The sequence below is a fragment of the Morganella morganii genome, assembly GCF_019243775.1.
Taxonomy (GTDB): Bacteria; Pseudomonadota; Gammaproteobacteria; order Enterobacterales; family Enterobacteriaceae; genus Morganella; species Morganella morganii.
This window is the reverse complement of record NZ_CP069157.1, coordinates 2,934,158-2,954,396: the sequence shown is the minus strand read 5'-3', so window position 1 is coordinate 2,954,396 and position 20,239 is coordinate 2,934,158. Positions and strand designations below refer to the sequence as shown.

Genomic DNA, 20,239 nt, shown 5'->3' with positions numbered 1-20,239 from the left:
AATGAGTAAAACAGCTCACTATGCGGCCGCGTTTAACGTACTGGGGATCTGCTATCTGTTCCCGCCGGATGATGACAGCAACCGGGCCGCTATGCGCCTGTTTACCCTGCCGGGATTTGCACAGCAGTGGCCGTGTGAGGTGGACAATACACTGTGTTCACAGCTGAGCCGCACGGCTGCGGAGGGCACAGAGGTACTGAAATCCGCATGGCAGTCTCTGTTTGCCGGGCCGGGAGCGTTACCGGCTCCGCCCTGGGGCTCAGTGTATCTGGATGCGGAGGGATTACTGCAGGGGGATTCGACCCTTGCACTGAGCGCATTCTTAAAACAGGAGCGGCTGAAACTGAAGACGCCGTATCCGGAACCGGCTGATCATATCGGGCTGATTTTATTCCAGGCGGCGGTACTGGCATCTGAAATGCGGAGCGCGGCGGTTAACACACTGCTCAGTCAGCATCTGATGAACTGGCTGCCGCGTTATGCGCAGCGTCTGGATACACACGGACACAGTCCGTTTTATTCCGCGCTGACCCGGCTGGCGCTGACCACCGTGCAATCATTTATAAAAGCATAATATTCACAGTTATAAGGTTTGATTACATTGCCCGTATCTTATACGCCTCTTTCTCCGGAGGCGTATTTTTTTATCTGTTGTATTACGTATTTCTTTCTGCATCCACCGGCCGGGGAATTGCTGATTTCTCAGCTTGCGCAGGAAACCTATGATTCCCTGACAGATAAATCCAAAAGCTCACCGGAATCCTATAAAAAACTGTTTTCTGTTAATCCGCCGTATAACCTGGTTTTGCGGATCACGTATGTGAATAAAGATAATAAGAAGAATATCTTTATCGCCTCCGGACTGGCTGACAAAGATGAGTGCTCGGTGCACTTTAACGGCTGGCTGACAGAGCAGCGGGAATTCTGAGGCCGTCATAAACAAAAACGCCCGGACCGATGCCGGGCGTGACTGGTTATGCGGGCATTACAGCTCAGAGAAAGCGTAAGCGGCCGCATCAATGGTTTTGCGGATATCTTCGTCGCTGTGCGCGACAGACATAAATCCGGCCTCAAAGGCGGATGGCGCCAGGTAAATACCCTGTTGCAGCATCAGGTGGAAGAATTTCTTAAAGCGCTCAACGTCGCAGTTCATCACATCCTGATAGCAGGTGACCGCCGGGGCATCGGTAAAGAACAGGCCGAACATCCCGCCGACATGGTTAACTACAAACGGAATACCCGCTTCACGGGCTTTTTCGCACAGACCGTCTGCCAGCATATCCGTCAGTTCGGTCAGGCGCTGATGCACACCCGGCTGGGCGATTTCATGTAAGCAGGCAAGACCCGCCGCCATCGCGATCGGGTTACCGGACAGCGTTCCTGCCTGATAAACCGGGCCGGTCGGAGCGAGTTTTTCCATGATTTCACTACGGCCGCCGAAGGCACCTACCGGCATTCCGCCACCGATAATTTTACCCAGGCAGGTCAGGTCCGGCTCAACATCATAATGTGCCTGAGCACCGCCGAGAGCGACACGGAAGCCGGTCATCACTTCATCGATAATCAGCAGCGCACCGAACTCATCACACAGAGCGCGCAGGCCCGGCAGGAAATCCGCTGACGGCGGTATACAGTTCATATTCCCGGCGACCGGCTCGACAATGATACAGGCGATATCGTGCGGATGTTTTTCAAACGCCTCACGGACAGAGCTCAGGTCATTGTAGGTGCAGGTCAGTGTGTGTCTGGCAAAATCTGCCGGCACACCCGGTGAATTCGGCTGGCCGATGGTCAGTGCGCCGGAACCGGCTTTGACCAGCAGGCAGTCTGCGTGTCCGTGATAGCAGCCTTCAAATTTGATGATTTTATCGCGGGCGGTATAGCCGCGTGCCAGACGAATGGCACTCATGGTGGCTTCGGTACCGGAGTTCACCATACGCACCATATCCATGGACGGCACCAGTTCGGTGACAAATTTCGCCATTTCCACTTCGTCGGCAGTCGGTGCGCCGAAACTCAGCCCTTTTTCCACCGCTTTGATGACGGCGGTGCGGATGGCCGGGTGATTATGCCCCAGCACCATCGGTCCCCAGGAGCCGACATAGTCGATATAGGCTTTGCCGTCGACATCATAAATATAGGCCCCGTTGGCGCGCTCGATAAACAGCGGCGTACCGCCGACACCGTTAAAGGCACGAACCGGTGAGTTCACACCACCCGGGATAAAATGTTGTGCTTCAGTATAGAGATTTTCAGAACGGCTCATGCAGGACTCCTGTCAGTCGGTGAGCGGGAAATTGCGGCTATTGTAAAGGAGAGCGGCGGTGAATCCAACTTATCGCATTATCCTCATGATAACTATATCCTTATTAATAGTGTGGACACTGTGCTTTCTGTGTGGCGAAACTTGAACGATTGCCGGAGGTGGTGGATAATCAGCAGTAGTGTCCGGAAGCGGTCAGCTTCTGCGTGTGTTTACTGGTCGCGGCCAGTCTGGAGTAATAAATGAGCGATGATTCAGCAATGCCCCTGCAATTTACTGATGCGGCAGCTAAAAAAGTAAAAATCTTAATTGCGGATGAAGAAAATCCGAACCTGCGTCTGCGTGTGTATATCACCGGCGGCGGTTGCAGCGGTTTCCAGTATGGCTTCACGTTTGATGATGCCATCAATGACGGCGACATGACCATCGAAAAAGAAGGCGTGGCGCTGGTGGTTGATCCGATGAGCCTGCAATATCTGGTCGGCGGTTGTGTGGATTATACCGAAGGGCTGGAAGGCTCGCGGTTTATCGTCACCAACCCGAATGCCAAAACAACCTGTGGCTGTGGTTCTTCTTTCAGTATCTGATTTATCCGCAGACAAAAAACGGGCGCTTTTGCGCCCGTTTTGTTTTTATGCCGATAAGTATCATTAAAGAAAGAAGGGTTATTTTCTGCAACCTGTATCACATACAATAAAAGAGGATAATTGTGTATATCCGGCCTCAGATAGAGAAAATCGGTCATTCAGGATGATTTTATTCCGCTGCACTGCAAAAACCAGGATCTCCGGCTGAAACAGGAGCATATAAATACGGCGGACTATATTATATAACGGTGTAATACTAATATTATTTGTCAGATAAACTGATGAGTTAATAAAATGAAACAAAAATATATTATTTAATATTTTTAATCCAGATTTTTTATTGTCATATAGTTTTTAATTTAATTATTTATTAAATATCAATCGCATTTACGGCATTTTAACATAGTGCTGAGGTTGGTTTATTTCTTTGATTTGTAATGATTTTTATTTATTCGGTCAGCTCCATTATATTCATCATTGTCTGATTATATTATCGCTGCATATTTATATATATAGCGGCAAGTTGATTTCATCTTGATCCCGCTCAATATGCCGGTATTTCACTCATTTACACTGAACATGTAAAAATATTACCTGTTCACATCGGTCACACCTGAAATATGAGAAATAAATGCAGGAATATACCGGACTATTTTATCTCAGCCAGTGATACCCGCCGGAGAGTTTCCGGCAGCGTACGTTAAGGAATCTTCTATGATTTACCCGCTGACAGAACAGACCCCGGTTTTACAGCATAATGCGGCGTTGCAGCGGTATGTCCGGCGTTATGCCGATATTGAAAAACAGACACAGCAGGCCATCGCACAGTACGGATTGTCTTTTGAATCGCCGTACCGGCGTCAGGCCGAAACGGACGCGCTGCGCCTTGAGGTGAAAGCACTGGGTGCGGTTTTTGCCAACAACGGTAAAAGCATCCACAGCCGCTGGCTGTCATCCGCCTGTGTGCAGTGCCGCACCGGCGAGGGCAGTTACACCACGTTTTTATCCCTGAAATGTCACCGTGACTGCTATTTCTGCTTCAATCCGAATCAGGAAAATTACGACGGTTTTCAGAATGAGATGCGGGATGCCATTGGTGAGGTGAATGCGATTGCCGCAGAAGGGTATCCGCTCACCCATATTGCCCTGACCGGCGGCGAGCCGTTGTTGTTTCGTCAGGAGAGTATCCGCTTTTTTGAAACAGTGCAGGCGAAACTGCCCGGCGTTCATACCCGGCTGTACACCGCCGGTGATCCGCTGGATCGCAATACTGCGCTGGCACTGGCGAAAGCCGGTCTGAAAGAGGTGCGTTTCAGTATCAAAATTGATGATCCGCCGGAGAAAATTGAAAAGGTTCTCAGCCGGATAGCGCTGGCACGGGAGATTTTCCCGGATGTGATGGTGGAAATGCCGGTGATCCCGGGTAGCGAGGAGCAGATGTATGACCTGCTGCTGAAGCTGGATGCTATCGGCGTGGACGGCATCAATCTGCTGGAATTCTGTTTCCCGCTGACCAACAGCCCTGCCTATCAGGAACGGGGCTTTGCCCTGAAAAATCCCCCTTATGAAGTCTATTACAACTACTGGTACGCAGGCGGTCTGGCGGTGGCAGACAGTGAACTGGCCTGTCTGCGGGTGCTGAAATTTGCCCTCGGAAATCAGCTTTCCGTTGGTGTGCATTACTGCTCGCTGGAGAACAAACACACCGGCCAGGTGTATCAGAGTAATGCATTTATCAGCGCGGAGCCGTATTACCTGTTTTCTTCCCGTGATTACTTTTTCAAAAGCGCCAAGGTGTTCGGTGAGGACTGTGCTGCCGTCGCGGCAGCATTGCGTAAGGCGGGTGTCCCGTTCCGTGAGGATCTCCTGCACGGTTTTTTACAATTCAGTCCTGAATCGATTATGCGCCTGACAGACATCCCTGAACTGCCTGTTCTGCTGACATCCCACATTGCGGAAGCCGATGAACAGGGCAATCCCCTGATTAAAGAAGTGCGGGTGGAATTCACCACACCCGCTGAATTTTCGCCCGACGATATCCACGGAGGTATGTGTGAACAGTGATAACCGGGATCCGGATTATCTGTATGCGCGTCAGTTTGCTTATGACGTCCTGCGCCGTCTGCTGACGGACGAACCGACAGCGGAACTGCTGGTTTATCTGCGTGATGAGGGGCTGTCACTGTTTCCGGCAGATGACGCACTGCCCGCCATGCAGAGTGCGCTCGATGCCATGCAGGATGATCTGAATACCCGCATGCTTAAACGCGGTGCCGCCGATTTTGAGGCGCTGCACTGGGATTTCACACGCCTGTTTATCGGGCCGGAATCGCCGCCTGCACCGCCGTGGGAGTCAGTTTATGTCTCCCGCGACAAACTGCTGTTTCAGGAAAGTACCCTGAATGTGAAAACCTTTTATCAGCAGAACGGTTTTCATCTGCCGGAAAAGGAGTATGAGGCGGCGGATCATATCGGCTATGAGCTTGATTTCCTCTGGAAACTGAGTGAACAGGCGTCACAGGAGCTCGACCGGGAACAGGCGATGTGTGAGCGCATTACTGCGCCGCTGGCCGTTTCCTCTGACTTTATGCAGGCACATCTGCTGGCGTTTATCACGCCGTTTTGCCGTGAACTGAATAATCACGCGGAGACCGCGTTTTATCGTCAGCTCAGCACACTTCTGGAAGTCTTTGTCCGGAGTGATTATAAGAAAATCAATGAATTAATAAACTTACAATAATAATTTAAAAACCTGATGATGAGGTAAGAGCAATGTCAGACAGACAGAAAACCGGCGTAACCCGCCGTTCATTTCTGAAATGGACGTCGGCGGCATCCGCCATGGCGGCACTGCCGTTAAGCAGACAACTTCACGCGGCCACCCCGGCACCGGCACAGACCACCCCGGCGGCGGCACCTGCCGCCAAAGGGCAGTGGAAACCTGTCGCCTGCTGGCATAACTGCGGCGGGCGCTGTGTTAACAAAGCATTGGTGGCCGATGGTGTGGTGGTCAGACAAAAAACTGATGATGTGGTGGCGGATTCCCCTGACTTCCCGCAGCAGCGCGGGTGTCTGCGCGGGCGTTCCCAGCGTAAACAGGTGTTCGGGGCCGACCGCCTGAAATACCCGATGAAACGCAAAAACTGGGCGCCGGGCGGCGGGGACAAAACCCTGCGCGGACGTGACCAGTGGGTGCGTATCAGCTGGGATGAGGCACTGGATATTGTGGCCTCCGAAACCAAACGCATCACCGGACAATACGGCAATGAATCCCTCTGGGTTACCGGCGGTAACGGTACGGATTTCCAGAGTGTGTTCTCCGCCGCCGGGGGCTTTACCGGTGACTGGGGCACCACCTCCTGGGGCGCATGGTTTGAAACCCCGGCCCATCTGGGCCTCCTGGAAGGGTTCTACACCTTCGGCACCAATGACCGTTTTGATATGCGCAACTCACAACTGATTGTGATGTGGGGCGCAAACCCGGCGTGGTCCAGCCCGGGCAGCCCGACTTATAACTATTATCAGGCGAAAAAAGCCGGGGCACGTTTTATCAGTATTGACCCGAGTTATACCGCCACCGCAGAGCTGATGGATGCGGACTGGTATCCGATCAACCCGGGTACAGACCACGCGCTGGCGCTGGGGATTATGCATGCACTGCTGGAGATGGACAGCCCGGAGAATCCGCTGATCGACTGGGAATTCCTGCGACGCTGCACTGTCGGTTTTGATGAGAGCAATATGCCGGCAGGGGCGGATCCGAAGAAAAACTTTAAGGATTATCTGCTCGGCACCTACACCGGCAAGCCAACCACGCCGAAATGGGCGGCGGACATCTGCGGTATTTCTGCATCGGAGATCCGCTCGCTGGCGCGTCAGATCGGCGGCACACAGCGTGTGGCGCTGTTAACCGGCTGGGCACCGGCACGTATTCATAACGGGGAGGGATGGGTTCAGGCATTCTCAACACTCGGATTTATGACCGGGCATATGGGCCGTCCGGGCCGCATGACCGGCGCGTGTTGTCACTATGCCGCCGGGAACAATGGTACCCGTCTGGTGATGGCCGGTGCGAATGGCTTACCGGCAGTGAAAAACCCGGTCACTCTGAAAATCAACCACAACGAACTGAACCGTGCCCTGCTGGAGAAAAAATTCCGTCAGCGTGGCGTGGGGGATGTGGATGCCAATATTCAGATGATTTTCCACCCGTTTAACGCCACCTTACAGACCCGCGCCAACATTATGCAGGGAATCGAGGCTTACCGCAGCGGCGTGGAATTTATCGCGACCGCAGCGTATGTCCCGCATACCTGCGCGAAATATTCCGATGTGATCCTGCCGGTGACAACCGAATGGGAGCGCGAGGGAACCATTCTTAACCCGAGTAACCGTGAAGTCATCATTGCTGCGGTGAATGTGACTCAGCCGCTGTATGAAGCGAAAAGCGACCAGTGGATCGCCAAAGAGCTGGGTAAACGTCTGGGTGTCAATGTGGATGAGATCTTCCCGATCTCCGAAAAACAGCAGTTCTTCAATAAACTCAACGGTGCAACCATCATTACTGAGGATGGTGTCACCAAAGCGCCGCTGTTTACCATCACTCAGGCGGATATTGATGAGTGGCAGGTGACCGGTACGCCGCAGGAAGGGCGCATCACGCTGAATGAATTCCTGACCAAAGGGAAGTATCAGGTGGAGCGCACGCCGGATGATAATTACGGCTATATCGCGTATGAGGACTTTATCCGCGATCCGGCGGCGAATCCGCGTCCGACGCCAAGCGGTAAGTTTGAAATCTACTGCGAAACCCTGGTGGAGAAAGCGAAAGAGTGCGGCTGGACAGAATTACCGCCGATCGCCGAATACATCCCGTCAGCGAGCGGCTATGAAGCCAGCTTTAAAGATTTCAGCAAAAAAGAGAAAGGGGATTATCCGTTCCAGGTTTATAACCCGCACTATCTGCGCCGTTCACACAGTACCCTGGATAACGTGCCGTGGCTGCGCGAACAGTGGCCGAGCCCGATCTACATTAATACCTCTGATGCGAAACGTCTGGATATTAAACAGGGCGAAACCGTTCTGGTGACCAGCCCGCAGGGTAAAATTCTGCGTCCGGCGCTGGTGACCCAGACGATGAAACCGGGTGTGGTTGCACTGCCGCACGGCAGTTGGACCAATGTGGATGAAACCACCGGGATTGATATGGCCGGGGCGGATAACACCCTGACCATTCAGGTACCGACCGGACTGGGTACCTCCGGGTGGAACACGATGCTGTGTAACATCGAAAAATGGCACGGTGAGCAATTAACTGACGATGCGCGTCTGCCGCAGCGGATTATCGGATAAGGGGCACAGACATGGATAACCAAGTTGGATTTTATATAAATGTCGCCGCCTGCATCGGGTGCAAAACCTGTGTTGTGGCGTGCAAGGATAAGAACGATCTCGAAGTCGGGCGTAATTTCCGCCGTGTGTATGATATCGAGGCCGGGGAATATCCGCGCCCGCGCCGCTGGCATCTCTCCATTGCCTGTAACCATTGTGACGATCCGCAGTGCGTCAGTCATTGCCCGACAACCGCGATGCATAAGCGGGAAGAAGACGGAGTGGTGCTGGTGGATCATGATAAGTGTGTGGGCTGCCGTTACTGTACCTGGGCCTGTCCGTATGAAGCACCGCAGTTTGATCCGGCGATCGGTATGATGACCAAGTGTGATACCTGTCTGGATCTGCGGGAGCAGGGCGGTAATCCGATGTGTGTGGATTCTTGTCCGATGCGCGCCATTGAGTTCGGCCTTATCAGCGAACTGCGCAAAAAATACGGCACCAATGCCGATATCGGCGGTCTGCCGAGCTCATCCATTACCCGGCCGAACCTGGTTGTCGGCACCAAAGGATAAGGAGAATTATCATGCATGAACTGCCTCTTGTTATATTCACCTTATTTATGCAGGCTTCGGTCGGCTGCCTGGTGATCACGCTGCTTTGTTATTTCCGTCTGTTCGGCTGCACGGATGCCCGCACCGGGATGAAATGGGTGCGTGTTCCGCTGGTTGCTTCTTTCCTGCTGGGCTGTGTCGGGTTACTCGGCTCCCTGTTCCATATGGGGAATCCGTTCCATATGTTTTACACCATGCTGCACGTCTCGACCTCGTGGATGAGCCGTGAAGTCTGGGCGACCGCCATTTATATGGCGCTGCTGTTCTTCAGTGTCGCGTTGCTGCTGTTAAAACAGAAGGTGAACGGTTTCCTGCTGCTGTTAAGTGCGGCGGCGGGGCTGGTATATATGTATGCGATGTCCGCACTGTATGCGAATACCCTGTTTAACCTGTGGGGCGGGCTGTTTACCTATGCCGGATTCTTCGGCACAGTGCTGCTGACCGGCGGGATGATCGCAGGTCTGCTGCTGGTGACAGCGCTGGGCTTTGCCCGTGAGGATGTGCTGATTCAGCGTGTGGTGAAGATTTCCCTCGCTGCCGGTGTGGCCGGACTGCTTCTGATGCTGCTGGGCGCATTGTCACTGCTCGGTAATATCGGTGAGCCGATTTACGCCGGGATGACACCGCGTACCATGCCGGAAGGGCTGCTGAACCTGAATATCATCCGCGTGGTGCTGATCGGGCTGGGGATGTTCTTTGCCGGTCGTCTGCTGTGTCAGAAAAACGAACAGGTCACTAACGGTACACTGATGATGGCTCTGGCGGCCATCTGTGTATTTGCCGGTGAAGCGGTTGGTCGTGTGGTGTTCTTCTCACTCGGCGCATAACACGCAGTATGAAACAGAAAATCCGGACGTGAGAGCGTCCGGATTTTTTATCAGCGGGTCAGAATCACATCCCCTAAGATATTGTCTTTCAGCAGGCCGCCGTTTTTCGCCCGGAACAGCACAAAATCAATATCCCGCGCCTGATAGCGCTCACGCAGAATGGTGGTGATCTCTTTGATCGCCTTACCCTGCAGTAATCCGTCAATCATCATCGCCGGCAGCAGCGACTGGTCACTGTAGGTCAGCGGATTGAGCGATCCCATAACCCGGTTGAGATAGTGATCAAAGACCGGCAGCGGGTTTTCCGGGTGTTCGCGGTTCAGTTTAATCTGCACGTCGATCACGGTATTAAAATCAATACCGTAATGAGCAATCCGGTCGCGCAGATCATTAACATAGCGATCGACATCATCGGAATAGAGGGTACTGATGGTGCCGCTGAAATTAAACAGATTCATGTCGTTCAGGCGTTGCAGAATATAAATGGCAATATAAAGATTGTAGCGTGACGGGATCAGCAGACAGTTATCAATCCACCAGACCAGCACATGATGCGGGCTGATGCTGTCATCAATATATTTGACCGGCGGATAGATCATTATTTCTGTATCACTTAATTCACCGAGGTGCGTCTGGATCAGATTATCCACCTGACGCCACTCCAGTCCGCCGCTGCCGCAGCCGAGTGCCGGAATTGCCACGGATTTCAGCCCCTGTTTTTTAATCAGAGCTTTCAGTTCACGCAGACCACTTTCGATAAATTCATAACCGGAAGGTGAATCCCATTTATTCCGGGTCGGGAAATTAATAATTTTATGGCCGTGTTCATCAGTCACTGATAACTGGCCGGCACCTATTTTCTTTGCATAAAGCTTCATAGGCGCGCGCATTTACCGGATAATCCAGTCTGAACTGATAGGCAATTCCTTTTCCCATAACGCCCTGACAATTAACGGCATTTACCAGCGCCTGAGCATCAGATCTCAGTAAATCACCTTTGAGGTATTTAATCATCGTTACAGTCCGTTTCTTTATTCAGTCTGTAACATTGTCGCCTGCTCCGGCGCTGACGGGTATCGGAATCTTCTCGGGTTTACGGAATAATAATAGTCGCGGGGAAATAAGTAATAATAACAGGAAAAATAAAGCTGAATTAAATACAGAAAAATAAAAAAAAGAATATGCCACATAATAAGCGGCATATTATTAACATGATATATTCATATCAGGTGTTATTTATTTTCTCACATAATTCTTCCGCAGCTTTTAACAGCCGGGGCGTGCCGCGCTGGAACCAGTCGGCATTAATCGTAATCACCGGCACATCAAGCTGCGGAGACCAGAAGCGCTTTACATTCTCCACTTCGCGGTTATCCCCGGAGATAAGGATCATGTCCGGTCTGCGGGTCAGTACCTGCTCACGGTTGACCTGCGGCCAGGGCACCGGGCTGTCGGCAAACACGTTTTTACCCCGGCACAGGGTCACCACTTCACTTTGCAGGGTGGTGCCGGACGCGGTGAAAATCGGGTTCTGACCAAACTGGAGAAAAATCAGTTTCTCCGGTTTATCGCTGTAGCGGGTTTTCAGGGCGTCAATCCCGCTGCGCATATCGGCAGCCGCTTTTTCCGCCAGTGCCGGTTGCGGGCTGTAAGGCGCGAGGCGATCCAGATCATCCGCAATTTCATCAAGATTGCGCGGATCGAAATACTCGACTTTGATCCCGAGATGCTCCAGCTGGCTCAGCGGGCGCTGCGGGTTGCCGCCGCGCCAGGCCATGATCAGATCCGGTTTCAGGGCAATAATGCGCTCAAGGTTCAGTCCCTGCCAACTGGACACCTGCCCGATGTTTTTCGCTTCCGGCGGGTAATCCGCATTGGCGCTGACACCGACCAGGTTCTCCCCCAGACCGGCGGCATACGCCATCTCCGCCAGTGACGGGGAGAGTGCGATCACCCGCTGTGCCGCGGCCTGAGCCCCGCAGGCTGCCAGCAGAAGCAGTAGTCCGGCGAGGCGCAATGACGATTTTATCATTTCAGTGAATCAATATTGGCGAGGATTTCCGCCACCATCAGAGATGATTGCTTTGCTGCCAGCGGCAGAAACTCATCAAAGCTGAGGTGCGAGGCTTTATCCGCCACGTCAGAGATAGCGCGGACCACCACAAACGGTACCTGATACTGATGGCACACATGGCCGACAGCCGCACATTCCATTTCCACGGCTATTACTGACGGGAAGGTGGTACGGATACGCGCCAGCGGCTCTGCGCCGTTGATAAAGGCATCACCGCTGCAAATCAGGCCGCGCACGGCGTTCAGTCCGAGGGTCTGAATGCATTTTTCAGTCAGTGCGATAAGACCGGCATCAGCAATAAAGGCCGGCGGGCATTGTGCCATCTGGCCCGGTTCATAACCGAAGGCAGTAACATCAGCATCGTGATAACGGACTTCCGAGGAGACAACAATATCGCCGACATTCAGATGCGGGGCGAGGCCACCGGCAGAACCGGTATTAATCACCACGTCCGGTTTGCACAGCTCCAGCAGCAGAGTGGTACCGATCGCTGCGGCGACTTTGCCGATACCGGATTTGAGCAATGCAACATCAACACCGTTAATCTGACCGGTATAGATTTCGCAGCCGCCGTGGCGGAGGGTCTGCATGTTGGTAATCTGATCACGCAGCAGGGTTACTTCCTGCTCCATCGCACCTATGATACCGACTTTCATTATGTCATACTCCCTGAATAGAAATTGAACTGCATATTAACGGATTAGCAACAGTTTATCACCGAATCCCGGCGGGTGGTGTCTTTTCCCGTGCGGATAAGAAGACGGAGGCGACGTGCCGGTTATTGATTTTAAAAAGAAGCTGAATTTTCACCGCCAGTTTGGTGCTTCTGCGGAGGAATCTGCACAAGAGTTTCTGGTGAATCAGGCATTTGAAAGTGATCGCGGCCGTATTATCAATTCTGCCGCTGTCCGTCGTCTGCAACAGAAAACTCAGGTGTTTCCGCTGGAGCAGAATTCCGCTGTCCGCAGCCGTCTCACACACTCCCTGGAAGTGCAGCAGGTCGGGCGCTATATCGCCAAAACGATCCTCAGTCAGCTGAAACAATCACAAAAACTGGAAGAATACGGCCTGGATGAGCGTACGGATGCCTTTGAAAGTGTGGTTGAAATGGCGTGTCTGATGCATGACATCGGCAACCCGCCGTTCGGGCATTTCGGGGAGGCGGCGATTCAGAAATGGTTCAGTAATCTGCTCGGCGAGCCGCAGACCGGAGATGAGGATAACTGTCAGATTGCCGCACTGCGCCTGACCGGCTCACCGCAATCGGATCATCTGCGCCGTCAGTTGCGTCGTGATTTGTGCCTGTTTGAGGGCAATGCCCAGGGAATGCGGATGGCACACCATCTGCTGAAACTGAATCTGACATTTGCCCAGATAGGCAGTGTGCTGAAATATACCCGTCCTGCCTGGCAGTTAGAGCCGGTGCCGGAGGAGTTCGATTATCTCACCAAAAAACCGGGCTATTACTGGTCTGAAAATACCCTGATTCAGCGGCTGCGTGATGAATTACAGCTCGGTGAGTTCTGCCGTTTTCCGCTTAGTTATATTATGGAAGCGGCGGATGATATCTCGTATTGCATTGCTGACCTGGATGATGCGGTGGAGAAAGGTATTCTGACCCCGGATACCCTGGTGACCTATCTGCGCCAGGAGTGGCAGGCGCTGGAAGGCTCTGCGGATTCCGCGCTGTTCCGCGATACCGTTGAGCAGGCGTATCAGTCGCTTACCCGCAGTCAGCACCGCAGCCCGCAGGATCAGTTTTTTATGTATCTGCGGGTCTATATCACCAATAAACTGGTGCCGTATACCGCGCAGCGCTTTATCGATAATCTGCCCGCCGTGTTTGCGGGTACTTACAATCAGGCGCTGCTGGAAGATAAAAGTGAAGAGCACCGTCTGCTGAAAACCCTGAAACGGGTCGCGTTTAAATATGTGTTTACCCATCACGAAGTGGAAGAGCTGGAATTACAGGGATTCCGGATCATCAACGGCCTGCTGGATTTTTACCGGCCGCTGTTAATGATGCCGCAGGCGGATTTCGCCGATCTGGTCCGTGAAAACTTTCACAAACACTATTTTATCGAAACGCGGCTGTTACATAAGCTGTCACGCAAGCAGCGGGCGGCTTACGGGGAAGCTGTTGCCGCACTGGCAGATAAACCGCAGGAAGAGCAGACCATCCTGGAATTTTATTACCGCGCCAGGCTGATTCAGGATTATATCAGCGGTATGACCGACCATTACGCTTATGAAGAATTCCGGCGTTTCTCCGTTTGTCAGTAAGCTGCTGATTAATGACAGCACTTTCGCACAAATGACATGACAATTCCGGTTCAATATTACCGGAATTGTTGCTACGATTAATCCGCAGGTGTTGCTGAAATAGATTCACTGTATTCGGCGGCGGATCTGTTCATCATATTGTCGCAGCCTGAATTCGTTTCAGGGGCTATACCGTCGCACCAAAAGTATTAACCGGGATTACATCACGTATGCAAAAAGAGTATCGGGTCGGGATTGAATTTGAATATTGGCTGACACAGTACCGGAATAAAAGTGCCGCCGGTATTAAATCCTTTGACAATATTACCCTGTCAGAGCTGGCGCCTGCACTGAATAACCGCCCGGGGATGGATGATGCCTCGCTGCATAAGGGTGATGCGGGGATTAAAGCCGGTTACTGGTATGTTGAGGGCGATGAGCGGTTTTCACCGGAAGGCAAACTCATTGCCCAGGTTATCAAAGGGATAGAAATCCGCACGCCACCGGCAAAGTCGGTGACAGCGGCACTGGATTCCCTGCAGATTATTGAAGCGCAGCTGAGTGAACGTCTGAAAGCGTGCGGGCTGGGGCTGGCAATCAGTGCTTATCATCCGGTTTCGCCGCGCTATCAGTTTAATCCGCCGCTGAATGCATGGGAAAAAGCGTTCCGTGAGGAGCACGCTGCTTTCCGCCACGCGGATCTGGTAATGCAGACCTGCGGGCCGGATATCAATATTTCCGTGCCGGAAATGAGTGACGCCCGTGTTGTGCACGCGGTTGAAAAACTGACGTTCTTTGCACCGTACCTGGTGGCGCTTTCGCTGAACGGTCCGCTGGAAAACGGGCAGTTATGGGGCGGTTTATCCCGCCGTACCGCACTGCGCAGTTGTCACCGTCCGACCTGTAAAGGGTTCCTGACCAACTCGGCGGTGTATCCGCATGACTTTATTTATCCGGCACGTAACGAGGGTGAGCACGGTCGGATTGAATTCAAAGCGTTCGATGCGGTTCCGGACCCGGCGCTGATGGGCGCATTCTGTGCGTGGATCCTCGGGCTGGTGCTGGATGACACCATTTCCTTTAATTACAGCGTGCAGCCGGACGCCCGCTTTAATGCGATTGCCCGCGAGCCGTTTGCCGACCTGACTGTTTCCACGGTGGTTGAGACACTGCTTATCGCCGCCCGGCGCGCGCTGGAGCAGCATGGCCTGCTGAATGAAGCGGCGCGGCTGCAGTTACTCAGTGAACGTCTGGCAAACAGAATGACCCCGGCGGATGAAATGATCACCCGTTTCCTGGTCAGCGGGGAGTTAATGCATTTCGGCGGATTGTGGCCGGAGCAGGATGCATAACTCTGTCATATCAGGATACATTTTTATTGCCGGTAACAATAAACCGTTATTTTTTAAATAACGGTTTTTTTTGTGCCAAAAAAATCAGCACCGGTAAGTTCATGTAAATTTATTATTTATCAGTGGCTGATATTGCGTATTATTCAGCGGGTGGTGCGGTATCAGGCATTATAAATAATGAAACCGGCAGCACTGATGTGTAACGATAAATATCATTTATCCTTTTAACAAATAGTGCTGAGGCACTATCCGGCAGTATGGTATAATCAGCGCCATGCATTTTTTACCGGTCCATGACGTGTTATTTGCAGTGTATCCGAAGAATCCGTTGGTCAATACGCTGCTTTATGGGAAAATCACCGGCCTCACAGACAACGTTTTTTTATCATTATGGCGCAATTTTATTCTCAGCCCCGTCAGACCCCGCGGCAGTCCCGGACTGTCACAGTCACCGCTGACTCTCTCGATGCCCTCGGGCAGGGCATTGCCCGCCTTCAGGGAAAAACTGTTTTTATCCCGGATCTGATGCCGGGTGAGTCCGCACAGGTCAGGCTGACGGAAGAAAAGCGCCACTATGCCAAAGGCAGTGTGGTGAAACGCCTGTCTGATAACCCGGCGCGCCGCAAACCAGCCTGCCGTCATTACGGACAGTGCGGCGGCTGCCAGCAGCAGCATATTCCGGTTGCCATGCAGCGGGAAACCAAAGCGGCGTATCTCGCGTATCTGCTGACCCGCGAAACAGGTGAGGCGTGCGGGGAGATCCCTGTTCTGAGCGGGGAAGAGTACGGCTACCGCCGCCGGGCGCGGCTGGCGCTGGTGTATTCCCCGAAAACAAAACAGCTGACCATGGGATTCCGTCAGGCGCAGAGCAAATCAACGGTTGCTGTCACACAGTGTCCGGTGCTGGTTCCGCGTCTGGAGGCATTACTGGTACCCTTACAGCGCTGTCTGTCGTCTCTGGCCGCCGCACCGGAACTCGGTCACGCGGAACTGGCAGATACCGAAAGCGGACCGCTGCTGGTACTGCGTCATCTGGCACCGCTCAGTGATGCGGATTTGTCCGCACTGACGGCGTTTTGTGCTGAACACAATACCGCGCTTTATCTGCAGGGCAGTGCCGGTGCACCGCCTGTGGCAGTTTGTGCGCCGTATCCTCCGCATTACGCGGTAGCCGGGTTAAAATTACAGTTCAGTCCGCAGGATTTTATCCAGGTGAACGGTGCCCTGAATGAGCTGATGGTGGCACAGGCGCTGAACTGGTTGGAGCTGACAAAACACGATCGCGTGTTAGATCTCTTCTGCGGGATGGGTAATTTTACGCTGCCGGTGGCGGAACGCGCCGGTGAGGTTGTCGGGGTGGAAGGCGTGGATGCGCTGGTCCGCACGGCACGGGAGAATGCCCGTCTCAATAATCTGGCGAATGCCGCATTTTATCACGCGGATTTGTCGCAGGATATTACCGGGGAGCCGTGGGCGGCTTCCGGGTTTAACAAAGTATTACTGGATCCGGCGCGTGCCGGGGCGGCTGAGATTATGCCGCATATTGTTGCGCTTTCCCCTGAGCGCATCGTTTATGTTTCCTGTAATCCCACAACACTTGCAAGGGATAGTCAGGTTCTGCATGGTGCCGGGTATCACCGGAATGCTGTCCGTATGCTGGATATGTTTCCGCAAACCGGCCATTTGGAGTCGATGGTGCTTTTCACAAAGACACCACCGGTCAGTCAGTAGGGAGAATGTATGGTCGCGGTAAGAAGTGCGCATTTAACACCGGCCGGTGAGTTTGACCCGGCACACTGGATTAACAGCCTCGGGCTGCATAACCCGGTGACGGGTGAAAAACTGGAAGAGGTCTGGCATTACTGTCATCAGAAGGTTGATGGACATCAGGATGCGGCGCTGTTGCTCGGGCGCGGTATTGAGATGGTGGAGATTTTATCCACCCTCAGTATGGATCTTGACAGTCTGCGCGCAGCGTTGCTTTTTCCGCTGGCCGAAGCGGAGATCCTCGGAGAGGAAGAGATAAGCGAAGCCTTTGGTTCCGCTATCTGGCTGCTGGTCAAAGGTGTGATGGATATGGATGCTATTCGTCAGCTGAAAGCCACACATAACGACGAAACCAGTTCGGTGCAGGTGGATAACATCCGCCGTATGCTGCTCTCCATGGTGGAAGATTTCCGCTGCGTGGTTATCAAACTGGCAGAGCGGATAGCCCATCTGCGCGAAGTGAAAGATGCCGGTGAGGATGAGCGCGTTCTGGCCGCCAAAGAGTGTTTCAATATTTATGCCCCGCTGGCGAACCGCCTCGGGATCGGGCAGCTTAAATGGGAGCTGGAGGATTACTGCTTCCGTTATCTGCACCCGGATGATTACAAACGCATTGCCAGCCTGCTGCATGAGCGCCGTCTTGACCGCGAAGAGTATATTGATAACTTTGTCACGACCCTGCGCAACGACATGAAAGAAGAGGGCATTCAGGCCGAGATCTACGGACGGCCGAAGCATATCTACAGTATCTGGCGCAAGATGCAGAAAAAATCGCTCTCCTTTGATGAGCTGTTTGATGTCCGTGCCGTGCGGATTGTGGTGGAGCGTCTTCAGGACTGCTACGCCGCGCTGGGGATTGTTCATACCCATTTCCGTCATCTGCCGGATGAGTTCGATGACTATGTGGCGAACCCGAAACCGAACGGCTATCAGTCGATTCATACCGTGGTACTGGGGCCGGCGGGTAAAACCCTGGAGATTCAGATCCGCACCCGGCAGATGCATGAGGATGCGGAACTCGGCGTTGCCGCGCACTGGAAATACAAAGAAGGTACCGCAGGCGGCGGCAAAACCGGCAGTTACGAGAACCGTATCGCCTGGCTGCGTAAACTGATCGCGTGGCAGGAAGAGATGGCCGATTCCGGCGAAATGCTGGATGAAGTGCGCAGTCAGGTATTTGATGACCGCGTTTACGTTTTTACCCCGAAAGGGGATGTGGTGGATTTACCGGCAGGCTCCACGCCGCTCGATTTCGCCTACCATATCCACAGCGATGTGGGGCACCGCTGCATCGGCGCGAAAATCGGCGGCCGTATTGTGCCGTTCAGTTATCAGTTGCAGATGGGCGATCAGATTGAAGTGATCACCCAGAAACAGCCGAACCCGAGCCGTGACTGGCTGAACCCGAACCTGGGGTATGTCACCACCAGCCGGGGCCGCGCCAAGATCCATAACTGGTTCCGCAAGCAGGATCGCGATAAAAATATTATCGCCGGCCGGCAGATGCTGGACAACGAACTGGCCGCGCAGGATATCAGCCTGAAAGAGGCGGAAAAACTGCTGATCGCCCGTTATAACGTTCACTCGCTGGATGAAGTTCTGGCCGGTATTGGTGTGGGTGATATCCGCATTAACCAGCTGTCGAACTACCTGCAAAGCAAACTGAACAAGCCGACTGCGGAAGAAGCCGATCGTGAAGCGCTGAAAACCCTGGAAAAAGCCCCGCCGGCCAAACCGGCACCGGCTCACCAGAGCAGCGGCCGTATTGTGGTTGAGGGCGTCGGTAACCTGATGCATCACATCGCCCGCTGCTGCCAGCCGATTCCCGGGGATGATATCGTCGGCTTTATCACCAAAGGCCGGGGAATTTCTATCCACCGCGCGGATTGCGAACAGCTGGCGGAATTGCAGGAGCAGGCACCGGAACGTCTGGTGGAAGCGGTCTGGAGTGCGAGTTACTCCAGCGGCTATTCCCTGGTGGTGCGGGTGGTGGCAAATGACCGCAGCGGCCTGCTGCGCGATATCACCACCATTCTGGCCAACGAGAAAGTGAATGTTCTCGGGGTGCGCAGCCACAGTGATGTAAAACAGCAGATTGCCACCATCGATATGGATATGGAAATCTACAATATCCAGACCCTCAGCCGTGTGCTGGCAAAACTGAACCAGCTGCCGGATGTGATTGAGGCAAAACGTCACACTCAGTAAAACGGCCGGAAATCGGTTACACTGAAAAGCAGACTCCGGTCTGCTTTTTTTATCACTCCCGGAAATCATATTCAGGAATTAATCACATGTCTGTATCAGTTGAGCGCCTGCTGGCGATCATGTCGCAGTTACGCGACCCGGAAAACGGCTGTCCGTGGGACAAAGCGCAAACCTATGCCACTATCGCCCCTTACACCCTGGAAGAGACCTATGAGGTTCTGGACGCTATTGAGCGGGCGGATTTTGACGATCTGAAAGGTGAGTTAGGTGACTTATTATTCCAGGTGGTGTTTTACGCGCAGATGACGAAAGAAGAAGGGCGTTTTGATTTTGAGGATATCGCCGCCGCCGTCAGTGACAAACTGACCCGCCGCCACCCGCATATTTTTGCCCGTGAGCAGGGGATCGGCGCGGAAGCGGCCATTTCCGGCTGGGAGCAGCGAAAAAGTGCCGAACGCGCTGAAAAATCACAGTATTCCCTGCTGGATGATATCCCGGCAACACTGCCTGCCCTGATGCGGGCCTATAAAATCCAGAAACGCTGTGCGTCTGCCGGATTTGACTGGGACACACTTCCGCCGGTGCTCGGCAAGGTGTATGAGGAACTGGATGAGGTGATGGAGGAAGTGAATCAGCCGCAGGTGAATGATGAGCGCGTGGCTGAAGAGCTGGGTGATTTGCTGTTCGCAGTGGTGAATTTTTCCCGTCATCTGGGACATAAACCGGAAATGGTGTTACAAAAAGCCTGCCGTAAGTTTGAGAACCGTTTTCGTCAGGTGGAGAGCGATATTGCCGCCCGCGGACTGACCATGGAATCAGCAACACTTGATGAAATGGAGAAAAGTTGGCAGGATGTTAAATCCCGTGAGGGGTAAGCTTAATGCTTTCAGCTAATGATTTTACCGGAGAATGAAAAGTTTTTTATAAAATGTAAGACGTTGATTAGTTAGTGTA

Annotated in this window: 17 protein-coding genes; 13 read left to right on the top strand and 4 right to left on the bottom strand. The window is 53.0% G+C overall.

Annotated features, from left to right (window positions below):
- Position 1: 1 nt before the first annotated feature.
- Together JL661_RS14255 and JL661_RS14250 are read left to right on the top strand one after the other, a co-directional pair.
- Complete coding sequence (locus JL661_RS14255) at positions 2 to 574, top strand: molecular chaperone TorD family protein (protein ID WP_004235979.1); 573 nt, start codon at positions 2 to 4, stop codon at positions 572 to 574.
- Positions 575 to 691: 117 nt separating this feature from the next.
- On the top strand, positions 692 to 928 hold the full coding sequence (locus tag JL661_RS14250) for a hypothetical protein (protein ID WP_004235978.1): 237 nt from the start codon (positions 692 to 694) through the stop codon (positions 926 to 928).
- Positions 929 to 985: 57 nt separating this feature from the next.
- Here JL661_RS14250 and hemL read toward each other — a convergent pair whose 3' ends face one another.
- On the bottom strand, positions 986 to 2,266 hold the full coding sequence (gene hemL / locus JL661_RS14245) for a glutamate-1-semialdehyde 2,1-aminomutase (protein WP_004235976.1): 1,281 nt from the start codon (positions 2,264 to 2,266) through the stop codon (positions 986 to 988).
- Positions 2,267 to 2,505: 239 nt separating this feature from the next.
- Here hemL and erpA point away from each other — a divergent pair, with 239 nt between their 5' ends.
- The 6 genes from erpA to JL661_RS14215 all read left to right on the top strand — a co-directional run bounded on the left by erpA (position 2,506) and on the right by JL661_RS14215 (position 9,622).
- On the top strand, positions 2,506 to 2,850 hold the full coding sequence (gene erpA, locus JL661_RS14240) for an iron-sulfur cluster insertion protein ErpA (protein ID WP_004235975.1): 345 nt from the start codon (positions 2,506 to 2,508) through the stop codon (positions 2,848 to 2,850).
- A gap of 714 nt (positions 2,851 to 3,564) precedes the next feature.
- Complete coding sequence (locus JL661_RS14235; RefSeq protein ID WP_004235971.1) at positions 3,565 to 4,914, top strand: radical SAM protein; 1,350 nt, start codon at positions 3,565 to 3,567, stop codon at positions 4,912 to 4,914.
- Positions 4,904 to 5,590: a TorD/DmsD family molecular chaperone gene (locus JL661_RS14230; protein ID WP_015422495.1), complete on the top strand. Its 687-nt coding sequence runs from the start codon at positions 4,904 to 4,906 to the stop codon at positions 5,588 to 5,590. The genes JL661_RS14235 and JL661_RS14230 overlap by 11 nt, the downstream gene beginning before the upstream one ends.
- A 32-nt stretch (positions 5,591 to 5,622) precedes the next feature.
- Complete coding sequence (locus JL661_RS14225; protein WP_062773073.1) at positions 5,623 to 8,202, top strand: molybdopterin-dependent oxidoreductase; 2,580 nt, start codon at positions 5,623 to 5,625, stop codon at positions 8,200 to 8,202.
- Between the two features lie 11 nt (positions 8,203 to 8,213).
- Entirely contained in the window at positions 8,214 to 8,756 is a 543-nt protein-coding gene (locus JL661_RS14220; RefSeq protein WP_004235968.1) for a DMSO/selenate family reductase complex B subunit, read from the top strand.
- Positions 8,757 to 8,767: 11 nt separating this feature from the next.
- On the top strand, positions 8,768 to 9,622 hold the full coding sequence (locus JL661_RS14215; RefSeq protein WP_036417979.1) for a dimethyl sulfoxide reductase anchor subunit family protein: 855 nt from the start codon (positions 8,768 to 8,770) through the stop codon (positions 9,620 to 9,622).
- A 50-nt stretch (positions 9,623 to 9,672) separates the two neighbouring features.
- Here JL661_RS14215 and JL661_RS14210 read toward each other — a convergent pair whose 3' ends face one another.
- The 3 genes from JL661_RS14210 to mtnN all read right to left on the bottom strand — a co-directional run bounded on the left by JL661_RS14210 (position 9,673) and on the right by mtnN (position 12,352).
- The gene (locus tag JL661_RS14210) at positions 9,673 to 10,500 is read right to left on the bottom strand and encodes a macro domain-containing protein (protein ID WP_327037581.1); all 828 of its coding nucleotides are present in this window, start codon (positions 10,498 to 10,500) and stop codon (positions 9,673 to 9,675) included.
- A 347-nt stretch (positions 10,501 to 10,847) separates the two neighbouring features.
- Positions 10,848 to 11,654: a vitamin B12 ABC transporter substrate-binding protein BtuF gene (gene btuF / locus JL661_RS14205; RefSeq protein WP_062773075.1), complete on the bottom strand. Its 807-nt coding sequence runs from the start codon at positions 11,652 to 11,654 to the stop codon at positions 10,848 to 10,850.
- Positions 11,651 to 12,352 carry a 5'-methylthioadenosine/S-adenosylhomocysteine nucleosidase gene (gene mtnN / locus JL661_RS14200; RefSeq protein ID WP_004235964.1) on the bottom strand — a complete coding sequence of 234 codons (702 nt, stop codon included), beginning with the start codon at positions 12,350 to 12,352 and terminating at the stop codon, positions 11,651 to 11,653. The genes btuF and mtnN overlap by 4 nt, the downstream gene beginning before the upstream one ends.
- A 115-nt stretch (positions 12,353 to 12,467) precedes the next feature.
- Between mtnN and dgt the strand changes: the two genes are divergently transcribed.
- The 5 genes from dgt to mazG all read left to right on the top strand — a co-directional run bounded on the left by dgt (position 12,468) and on the right by mazG (position 20,160).
- A complete protein-coding gene (gene dgt / locus JL661_RS14195) occupies positions 12,468 to 13,979 on the top strand; it encodes a dGTPase (protein WP_049243293.1) in 1,512 nt (503 codons plus the stop codon).
- Between the two features lie 209 nt (positions 13,980 to 14,188).
- Entirely contained in the window at positions 14,189 to 15,310 is a 1,122-nt protein-coding gene (locus tag JL661_RS14190) for a glutamate-cysteine ligase family protein (protein WP_062773077.1), read from the top strand.
- A gap of 390 nt (positions 15,311 to 15,700) precedes the next feature.
- Positions 15,701 to 17,041: a 23S rRNA (uracil(1939)-C(5))-methyltransferase RlmD gene (gene rlmD, locus JL661_RS14185; RefSeq protein ID WP_032097905.1), complete on the top strand. Its 1,341-nt coding sequence runs from the start codon at positions 15,701 to 15,703 to the stop codon at positions 17,039 to 17,041.
- A gap of 9 nt (positions 17,042 to 17,050) precedes the next feature.
- Positions 17,051 to 19,285 carry a GTP diphosphokinase gene (gene relA, locus JL661_RS14180; protein WP_004238882.1) on the top strand — a complete coding sequence of 745 codons (2,235 nt, stop codon included), beginning with the start codon at positions 17,051 to 17,053 and terminating at the stop codon, positions 19,283 to 19,285.
- 86 nt (positions 19,286 to 19,371) lie between these two features.
- The gene (gene mazG, locus JL661_RS14175; RefSeq protein ID WP_049243291.1) at positions 19,372 to 20,160 is read left to right on the top strand and encodes a nucleoside triphosphate pyrophosphohydrolase; all 789 of its coding nucleotides are present in this window, start codon (positions 19,372 to 19,374) and stop codon (positions 20,158 to 20,160) included.
- Positions 20,161 to 20,239: the final 79 nt, after the last annotated feature.

What these genes read in the sequence shown, in the direction of transcription:
- rlmD (WP_032097905.1), top strand. Translation starts at nt 15,701, where the DNA reads ATGGCGCAATTTTATTCTCAGCCCCGTCAGACCCCGCGGCAGTCCCGG.
- hemL (WP_004235976.1), bottom strand. Translation starts at nt 2,266, where the DNA reads ATGAGCCGTTCTGAAAATCTCTATACTGAAGCACAACATTTTATCCCG.
- JL661_RS14225 (WP_062773073.1), top strand. Translation starts at nt 5,623, where the DNA reads ATGTCAGACAGACAGAAAACCGGCGTAACCCGCCGTTCATTTCTGAAA.
- relA (WP_004238882.1), top strand. Translation starts at nt 17,051, where the DNA reads ATGGTCGCGGTAAGAAGTGCGCATTTAACACCGGCCGGTGAGTTTGAC.
- JL661_RS14220 (WP_004235968.1), top strand. Translation starts at nt 8,214, where the DNA reads ATGGATAACCAAGTTGGATTTTATATAAATGTCGCCGCCTGCATCGGG.
- mtnN (WP_004235964.1), bottom strand. Translation starts at nt 12,352, where the DNA reads ATGAAAGTCGGTATCATAGGTGCGATGGAGCAGGAAGTAACCCTGCTG.
- mazG (WP_049243291.1), top strand. Translation starts at nt 19,372, where the DNA reads ATGTCTGTATCAGTTGAGCGCCTGCTGGCGATCATGTCGCAGTTACGC.
- JL661_RS14255 (WP_004235979.1), top strand. Translation starts at nt 2, where the DNA reads ATGAGTAAAACAGCTCACTATGCGGCCGCGTTTAACGTACTGGGGATC.
- JL661_RS14235 (WP_004235971.1), top strand. Translation starts at nt 3,565, where the DNA reads ATGATTTACCCGCTGACAGAACAGACCCCGGTTTTACAGCATAATGCG.
- btuF (WP_062773075.1), bottom strand. Translation starts at nt 11,654, where the DNA reads ATGATAAAATCGTCATTGCGCCTCGCCGGACTACTGCTTCTGCTGGCA.
- JL661_RS14215 (WP_036417979.1), top strand. Translation starts at nt 8,768, where the DNA reads ATGCATGAACTGCCTCTTGTTATATTCACCTTATTTATGCAGGCTTCG.
- erpA (WP_004235975.1), top strand. Translation starts at nt 2,506, where the DNA reads ATGAGCGATGATTCAGCAATGCCCCTGCAATTTACTGATGCGGCAGCT.
- JL661_RS14190 (WP_062773077.1), top strand. Translation starts at nt 14,189, where the DNA reads ATGCAAAAAGAGTATCGGGTCGGGATTGAATTTGAATATTGGCTGACA.
- JL661_RS14210 (WP_327037581.1), bottom strand. Translation starts at nt 10,500, where the DNA reads ATGAAGCTTTATGCAAAGAAAATAGGTGCCGGCCAGTTATCAGTGACT.